A 7,715-nucleotide genomic window follows, 5' to 3' on the forward strand; every position below is an offset into this window, starting at 1 on the left:
AACAAATATTTGAAATGACAAAAACAGGGAAAATAGAACTGATGGCACCTGCGGGTAATTTTGAATCCATGCAAGCAGCATTAGAAAATGGAGCAGATTCAATTTATTTTGGGGTAGAACAATTAAACATGAGAGCTAGATCATCCGTAAATTTTACTTTGGATGATTTGGATGAAGTTTCCCGAAGATGTTCTGAAAAAGGAGTAAGAACCTATTTAACTTTAAATACAATTATATACGATCATGATCTATCTATAATTAAAACCTTATTAGATCGAGCAAAATCTGCAAATATAACTGCGGTTATTGCTATGGATCAAGCAGTTATATCTTATGCTAGGCAAATAGATATGGAAGTGCATATCTCTACCCAAATCAATATTACAAATATAGAAACGGTTAAATTTTATTCTCTATTTGCAGATACAATGGTATTAAGTAGAGAATTAAGCCTGAGCCAAGTAAAAAAAATAACAGCTTTAATAGAAAAAGAACAGATAAAAGGACCTAATGGTAATTTAGTTGAAATTGAAATATTTGGGCATGGCGCATTATGCATGGCAGTATCCGGGAAGTGTTATTTAAGCTTACATTCACACAACTCATCAGCAAACAGAGGAGCATGTAAACAAAATTGTAGAAAAAAATATACAGTAATAGACCAAGAATCAGGATTTGAAATTGAAATAGATAATGAATACATGATGTCTCCCAAGGATTTATGCACTATAGATTTTTTAGATCAAGTAGTAGATTCTGGTGTTAAAGTTTTAAAAATTGAAGGAAGAGGAAGAGCGCCAGAATATGTTGCAACAGTCACAAAATGTTATAGAGAAGCCATAGATTCAATAGAAGAACATACGTATTCAAAAGAAAAAATTGAAAACTGGATGAAAAAGCTGGAAACAGTTTATCATAGAGGTTTTTGGAGCGGATATTACTTAGGACAAAAATTGGGAGAATGGTCTGAGAATCCAGGCTCCAATGCCACACAAAAAAAAATATATATAGGCAAGGGCAGACATTATTATCCTAAGACCAAAATAGCTGAGTTTGAGATTGAAGCCTATAATCTAAACATAGGAGATAAAATATTAGTACAAGGTCCAACCACTGGTTCCCAAGAGACAGATGTTAAATCAATGAGAGTGGAAGATATATCAGTTCAAGAAGCTAAAAAAGGGGATATTTTGACCTTACCCTTAGAATTTAAAGTTAGACCTTCAGATAAATTATATAAAATTGTAAAAACAGAATTTTCTAATTAATGATTATAATAACCTTACAAAGAGAAAAATGTATAGGATGTAATTATTGTGCTGAATTTGATCCAGAGAACTTTAGAATGTCAAAGAAAGATGGTAAATCTGTATTATTAAGATCTCAGGAAAAAAAAGGATTTCATACAATTAAAATACCTGATGAATCTATATACGAATCAGCAGATAAAGCAGCAAAAGCATGTCCAGTAAAAATTATTTCTGTTAAAAAAATTTAAATGACAAAGCAAGAGGCTAGAAAATATTTTTTGAATCAAAGAAATTTATTATCAGAAAACACTATACAAGAATATTCATTAGCAATTATAGATCAAATAAAAAATTCTACGATTTTACGAAGTAATACCTTTCATATCTTTCTTTCAATACAAGAAAAGAAAGAAGTAGATACCAATGAAATCATAAAATTTTTATGGAAGAACAATAAAAAAGTCTATGTTTCTAAAGTTGAAGGTAACATTTTAAGACATTATAAATTTTTGCCAGAAACAAAACTAAAAAAAAGTAAATGGGGAATCCTAGAACCTTATAATGAAAATCCTATTACGATAGATCACTTAGAATGTATTTTTTTACCTTTATTGGCTTACGATCTAAGGGGGAACAGAGTAGGATACGGAAAAGGATATTATGATAGATTTGTAAAAAATTACCCAAAAGCTGAAAAAATTGGATTGTCATTTTTCAATCCAGTCACAAAAATTGAAGATCTTCACATGGAAGATGTTCCAATGGATTCTATAATAACCCAAAATCGTTACTCAGGCTTTCCAATGTATGAGAAATAGAATTTAAATTCTAATTTAAACTTTTTAGGATTCTTTTTTAAAATATAATTAGCCTGATTTTTTTCAGTGTAAATATATCTTTTATTTTTATCATAAAAATTAGCATTAAACAAAACTTTACCAATAATAGAATCACTTTTATTAATTTGTAAAGAATCTTTATGGATAATATTTAAAGAATCATTGCTTACAAAATTATCCAATTCTATTTTTACGTATTTAGCCCTTAAAGAATCTAGATTGTGTATAATTCTAGAATAATAAAGAGTATCACCCGAAGGGAAATATCCTTGTAGCTGCGATAAGAGCAAGGTATCAATATCTTTATTTGATTTATATTCTGAAGTTAAAATAGCTAAATCATAAACCTCCTGAAGTTTTTGTTGATTGATGTGAGAGATTACAGCAAGTGAATCCATTTTTTCAGAACTATAATAATTTTCATTCTTGTAACCTTTCGTTTTAACAGGATCAATATCACCATCGTAATATTTTGCTTTGTTACAAGAAATAACAATAATAATTATAAGACCGAGTAATATTTGAAGAACGTGATTAATTTTCATTTTTTTGAATTTTAAATTTAATTAAACTAATTTTATTATTCTTATTTACTTGGCTCGCTATAAGCACATAATTTTTAAGAGACGTAGTAGGTGTAGTCATAAAATCTATATACTTTTTCTTATCCAAAACTTCTACACCAAAAACCTCACTATCATAAACTTGATAAATTAAAGCATTATTGTCAATTAACTTATCTAACTCTTCCTTTCTTTGATTAATAAATTGAGCTTTTTTTGACTCATCGATACTATTTAAAGACGTAGAATAATAATATAACATTACAGCATAATCATTAGGACGAAGTTTAAAGTTTCGATGGTTCTCCTCACCCTTTTCTCTTATTTGTTTTAAACTAACAATAAAAGAATCCTTTTTATAATAAGGCGAACCAACAATCATTTTTAATGTATCTATAGTTGAACGGTAGGAAAAACAACCCTCAGAGATTTTATAATATTCAGGAGAAATACCAGGTTTTTCAATAATTACTTCAAGGTCAGATTTAATTAATGAACTCCTATCAGAATCATAAAAGCAAAAAGTATAATTACTTTTATAATAAAAATAATATTTATATAGACCAAAAAGAATTAATAAAAGTGAAAATACTGAAATCAAAACATAAAGATTTCTTTTTGAATTATTGACATTAGATTTGTCATTATTATTCTCCAATGAATTTTCAATTATTTCTTCTTGAATATTATGCTTAGAATTCTTATTTTTTGAAGAAGTATTAGCGTTAGTTTTGGAAGTATCATTCTTTTGATACTCCAGAAATTCAGTCCACCCCCTTTTATAACCAGCATATTGAGATAACAAATTAAGCATGTCAATCCTCGGAAGTTTTTCAAACTCAGACTTAAAATAAGTATAAAACCACTTTTCGCTAACATTGCCCTTAACCTTCTGTCTTAAACTCTCTTGAAAATATACAATATCTAGCCCTTTCCATTTAGAAATATCAGGATTCACGGATGGGAAATCATCCAAAAATATTTTAGCAACCTCTTTTTTTAAATTTTCAAAAAGGATTTTATCCTGATTAGTCATTTGTAAAATAAATATAACTCATTGTTTTACAGTATATCTTTTTTGTAAAATACAAAAAATATTTACAAAAAGAATACAATCAATACATATATAAAACTATTATAGATAACTCTAAATTTGTCCTGTAAACTTAAAACAAAATATTATATTTTTTGGATTTTAGAAACTAAAAATATTTGTAAAGTTTTAAAAACCTTAACTTAAATGACTAATAATAACATGAAAAAAAATATTAAAATAACTGTATTTTTAGTTGCAATTGCAGGTAGTCTTTTAGCATGTGAAAATAAAAAAACAAATAGTGAAGCTTCTGTGGGAGATAGTTTGGTGGGAGGTTTAAACTCTCAACCAGTGCAAGAAGTTAACCCAGCCACTCCATATACTAATGATAGCTTAGCCAATGAAACAAAAAATGAAAATCCGTTGGTTGGAGGAATGGATGGGCAGTTGCAGCAAGAAGTAAACGATTCAGTTAAAAATAAATAAAATTACACTAAATAAAAACGCATTAAATAAATTTATGAAAAGACTTTTTTTAAATATAGCAGTATTTAGCGCTATAACGACTACCACTTTTATAGCATGTGATAAAAAGAAATCAGAAAGTGATGCCGCCAATATAGATAGTATAGCAACATCACCGGATAGTTTAAATGTTGTAGAAGAGCAATTAACAGAAACAATCACGGAGCAACCAGCTTCTGTTAGCAATGATTCAACAGCAGTTTCTACCGATTCAACTAAGTTAGAAAAAGTTGATCAGATAGAATCAAAAAGTAAATAATTTCAATTTTTAATCAATTATAAATCTAAACAATTTTGAATATGAAAAAAATAGCTTTAAATCTAGTAGCTTTAGCTTTAGTAGTAACAACTTCATTTGTAGCATGTGATAAAAAAAATACAACAGCAACAGATAATAAAGACTCATTAAATGCAGCAATCAACGATACTGTAAATAGCACTTTAAATCAAGCAGATAATGCTATAGATTCTTTGAAAGGAGAAGCTAAAGATGCAGTTGAAGATGCTAAAGATAAAACTTCTGATTTAGTAGGAGATGCTAAGGAAGGTTTGAAAGATGCAGCTAGCAACGTTAAAGAAGGAACTCAAAATCTTAAAGAAGGCATCAAAGAAACAGCTAAAGATGCAGCTGATGCAGTAAAAAATGCAGCTGATGATGTTAAAAAAGAAATAAAATAATATTTTAATAATAATTTATTTCACAAAAAAAGCCTTGAATTATTCAAGGCTTTTTTTGTGAAAATTATTTATCAATTTTGCTTTCATCATTTATATTTTGCGTAGCATAAAATGAACTTATCATATTAGTTAACATGTCGCTAGCAGCATTAGGAGTGTTAGGCAATAAAATTAAATTTGAACGAGAATTTGAACCAATGGTACTCAAGGTATCATAATGTTGAGTTACGACAATCAAAGAAGAAGCTTCTTGAGAATTTATATTAACCCCATTTAGAACTTTAACAGATTCCTCAAGTCCCTTAGCAATTTCGCGCCTTTGGTCAGCAATCCCCTTACCCTGTAATTGTTTGCTCTCAGCTTCAGCTCTAGCCTTAGCCACAATTTTAATCCTTTCCGCTTCCGCTTCATACTCCGCAGCAATCTTTTCCCTTTCTGCAGAGTTTATTCTATTCATCGCATGTTTTACTTGTTCATCAGGATCAATATCTGTAACTAAAGTTTTAACAATACTATAACCATAACTTAACATGGCTTCTTGCAATTCACCCTTAACAGCAATAGCAATGTCATCTTTCCTCTCAAAAACATCATCAAGACGCAATTTTGGGACTTCTGCACGAACAACATCAAAAACATAAGAGGTAATTTGACTATGAGGATTTTGCAACTTATAAAAGGCATCATAAACAGCATTTTCCATAACCATATACTGAACGGAAACTTTAATTTTAACAAAAACATTATCTTTTGTTTTAGTTTCAATCATAACATCCAATTGTTGTATTTTTAAATTAACCCTACCAACAACTTTGTCAATAATTGGAATTTTTAGATTAAAGCCAGCCTGGCGGATACAATTAAATTTACCAAAACGCTCAATTACCGCTGTTGTTTGTTGCTTAACAGTAAAAAAAGCACCTAAAAAAGTTAGAATAAAACCACATACTATTATAAAAAGAAAAACAGATACTAAACTTCCAAAAATTTGCATAGAATTATTTTTTTAAACATTATTTTCTTTTTGTCCCATTAACATAAGATAAGATTTTAAAAAATCATCAATATTTCCATTCATGACAGAATCAACATCAGAAGTTTCTGTACCCGTACGTACGTCTTTAACAAGACGATAAGGATGCATCACATAATTTCTGATCTGACTCCCCCACTCAATCTTCATTTTACTTGCCTCAATTTCGTCACGTTTAGCATTTCTTTTTTCAAGTTCCATTTCAAACAAACGAGATTTTAGTAATTGAAGCGCTTTTTCTTTATTTTGCAATTGCGAACGGCTCTCCGTATTTTCAATTATAATATCTGATTCAACTCCAGAATCTTCATCTTTGTGTTTATATCTTAATCGAACCCCCGTTTCCACCTTGTTTACGTTTTGCCCTCCTGCTCCACTAGATCTAAATGTATCCCAAGAAAGAGCAGCTTGATTTACTTGTACCTGAATAGAATCATCAGCCAAAGGGTAGACATAAACGGAGGCAAATGAAGTATGTCTTTTTGCGTTTGAATCAAAAGGAGAAATCCTTACCAAGCGATGAACGCCATTTTCACCCTTTAAGTATCCAAAAGCGTATTCACCTTCAATCTCTAAAGTCACAGTTTTAATACCAGCGACATCTCCAGATTGATAGTTTAGTTCCTTAATCCTATAATTATGACTTTCCGCCCACATAATATACATACGCATAAGCATACTTGCCCAATCGCAACTTTCAGTACCACCTGCTCCAGAAGTTATTTGTAAGACAGCGCTAAAATCATCACCCTCAGAAGACAACATATTCTTAAATTCAATATCTTCAAGTAAGCCAACTGTTTGTAAATAATTTAAATTAAGTTCTTCCTCAGATATTTCTTTAGATTTATAGAAATCAAACAAAACTTGCAAATCCTCATGAAGAGATTTAAGTTCCATATATACATCAACCCATTTCTTCTTAGATTTTAATTGCTTTAAAAAAATCTCAGCCTTTTTCGGATCATTCCAAAAAGACGGATCAGAAGATTTCTCCTCCTCATTAAGAATTTCAATCTGTTTTTTTTCTATATCTAAGTACTCATATAAATGATGAATACGCAATTCAATATCTTTAATATTATCAAGAGTTATCATATCCTCAAAATTAACAAAAGAAATTAAAAAGCGCATATAAAATATATAGAGAAAAATGATTAGAACAGATGAGAATAAAAATCAAAAGAAAGAGCATAACAGGAAGTAAAAAAAATAATAAAAGAAAATGAAAGATACGAGATTAGCTCAAAAGAGAGTAAATAAATAAAGAAAAGATCAATAAAAAGAAATCAGAGAAAGAGAGAAAAAAGGAAAAAGAAAAAAAACAGGCCAATAGCAATTAATAAAAAATAAAAGCAGAAAAAGGCACCCAAAAACAGTATACCCCCAAAAAAAGCACCGAACCAAAGAATAAAAAAACAAACCCCAAAAGCCCAAGCCCCCCACGGGAACCACCATCGCCCAGAAAGAATCAAAAAAGTTCAAAAAACATTAAAAAAATAAACAACTGAAAATCAACAATATACTAAAAAAAATAAAAAAAATAGCAACAAAAAAGTAAAAACCCCTTGCAAGAGAAAAAAAACGTTGTATATTTGCACTCGCAACTCAGGAAAACAACGCAAGACGTTAGAAAAGAGAAGCAAAAAAAGAACAAGATCGTTGACATAACAAAATAGACAAAAATTAGCAGAAACCTGGAAGAACAGTCAATTTTTTTTTGAGAACAGGTACTTGACATTATAAGAAATTACAATGGAGAGTTTGATCCTGGCTCAGGATGAACGCTAG

Annotated in this window: 10 protein-coding genes; 6 read left to right on the plus strand and 4 right to left on the minus strand. The window is 29.6% G+C overall.

Annotation, left to right across the window (positions count from 1 at the left end; translation table 11 throughout):
• Positions 1-14: 14 nt before the first annotated feature.
• The 3 genes from ETU08_RS03785 to ETU08_RS03795 are packed head-to-tail and all read left to right on the plus strand — an operon-like array spanning position 15 to position 2,068.
• Positions 15-1,268 carry a peptidase U32 family protein gene (locus tag ETU08_RS03785; protein WP_146261680.1) on the plus strand — a complete coding sequence of 418 codons (1,254 nt, stop codon included), beginning with the start codon at positions 15-17 and terminating at the stop codon, positions 1,266-1,268.
• On the plus strand, positions 1,268-1,498 hold the full coding sequence (locus ETU08_RS03790; RefSeq protein ID WP_146261681.1) for a ferredoxin: 231 nt from the start codon (positions 1,268-1,270) through the stop codon (positions 1,496-1,498). Before ETU08_RS03785 ends, ETU08_RS03790 begins: the two co-directional genes overlap by 1 nt.
• Positions 1,499-2,068: a 5-formyltetrahydrofolate cyclo-ligase gene (locus ETU08_RS03795; protein WP_146261682.1), complete on the plus strand. Its 570-nt coding sequence runs from the start codon at positions 1,499-1,501 to the stop codon at positions 2,066-2,068.
• Here ETU08_RS03795 and ETU08_RS03800 read toward each other — a convergent pair.
• Positions 2,038-2,634 carry a hypothetical protein gene (locus tag ETU08_RS03800; protein WP_146261683.1) on the minus strand — a complete coding sequence of 199 codons (597 nt, stop codon included), beginning with the start codon at positions 2,632-2,634 and terminating at the stop codon, positions 2,038-2,040. The genes ETU08_RS03795 and ETU08_RS03800 overlap by 31 nt on opposite strands.
• Complete coding sequence (locus ETU08_RS03805) at positions 2,624-3,688, minus strand: hypothetical protein (RefSeq protein WP_146261684.1); 1,065 nt, start codon at positions 3,686-3,688, stop codon at positions 2,624-2,626. The genes ETU08_RS03800 and ETU08_RS03805 overlap by 11 nt, the downstream gene beginning before the upstream one ends.
• Positions 3,689-3,907: 219 nt before the next feature.
• Here ETU08_RS03805 and ETU08_RS03810 point away from each other — a divergent pair, with 219 nt between their 5' ends.
• Genes ETU08_RS03810 through ETU08_RS03820 form a run of 3 tightly spaced genes read left to right on the plus strand, consistent with a single transcriptional unit; the run spans position 3,908 to position 4,891 of the window.
• The gene (locus tag ETU08_RS03810) at positions 3,908-4,174 is read left to right on the plus strand and encodes a hypothetical protein (protein WP_146261685.1); all 267 of its coding nucleotides are present in this window, start codon (positions 3,908-3,910) and stop codon (positions 4,172-4,174) included.
• A 34-nt stretch (positions 4,175-4,208) separates the two neighbouring features.
• Positions 4,209-4,472: a hypothetical protein gene (locus ETU08_RS03815; protein WP_146261686.1), complete on the plus strand. Its 264-nt coding sequence runs from the start codon at positions 4,209-4,211 to the stop codon at positions 4,470-4,472.
• A gap of 41 nt (positions 4,473-4,513) precedes the next feature.
• Positions 4,514-4,891 carry a hypothetical protein gene (locus ETU08_RS03820; RefSeq protein WP_146261687.1) on the plus strand — a complete coding sequence of 126 codons (378 nt, stop codon included), beginning with the start codon at positions 4,514-4,516 and terminating at the stop codon, positions 4,889-4,891.
• Between the two features lie 64 nt (positions 4,892-4,955).
• Here ETU08_RS03820 and ETU08_RS03825 read toward each other — a convergent pair whose 3' ends face one another.
• Positions 4,956-5,885, minus strand: coding sequence for an SPFH domain-containing protein (locus ETU08_RS03825; protein ID WP_146261688.1), 930 nt, complete (start codon positions 5,883-5,885; stop codon positions 4,956-4,958).
• A 12-nt stretch (positions 5,886-5,897) separates the two neighbouring features.
• Positions 5,898-7,022 (minus strand): peptide chain release factor 2, encoded by a 1,125-nt coding sequence (gene prfB, locus ETU08_RS03830; protein ID WP_146261689.1) that lies wholly within the window; start codon positions 7,020-7,022, stop codon positions 5,898-5,900.
• Positions 7,023-7,715 lie beyond the last annotated feature (693 nt).

Origin of the sequence: Apibacter muscae (genome assembly GCF_007845635.1) — a bacterium.
Taxonomy (GTDB): Bacteria; Bacteroidota; Bacteroidia; order Flavobacteriales; family Weeksellaceae; genus Apibacter; species Apibacter muscae.